This is a genomic window from Thermorhabdus hydrogeniformans, assembly GCF_049310025.1.
Lineage (GTDB): Bacteria > Bacillota > Thermosediminibacteria > Thermosediminibacterales > Tepidanaerobacteraceae > JBJYKD01.
Genome location: NZ_JBJYKD010000150.1, coordinates 1 through 270 on the forward strand (window position 1 = coordinate 1; position 270 = coordinate 270).

A 270-nucleotide genomic window follows, 5' to 3' on the forward strand; every position below is an offset into this window, starting at 1 on the left:
TTCTTCCGCATCGTGATCGTGCCGATCCCGAGCGTACCGGTGTTCCGCATCGCTTCGCGGAGCAGCGCGTACGCCTTCTCCCCGCCCGCCTGCGGCACGAGGTAGTACGGCTTTTCGAAATAGCGAGGATCGACCTGATCCTCCGAGGTGAAATCCTGGATCTCGAACACCTTGGAAGTGGCGAGGGCGGCGGACTCGAAATCCTCCTCGGTGAGGACCACGAAGCGGTCCTTCTCGTACTCGTACCCCTTGACGATCTCCTCCCAGGGG

1 protein-coding gene is annotated in these 270 nt (G+C 61.9%); it reads right to left on the reverse strand.

The genetic code is table 11. The annotated features are described in order from the left end of the window. A partial coding sequence (locus tag ACKX14_RS15875; RefSeq protein ID WP_422449361.1) for a Ku protein occupies positions 1 to 270 on the reverse strand: 270 nt, incomplete at both ends.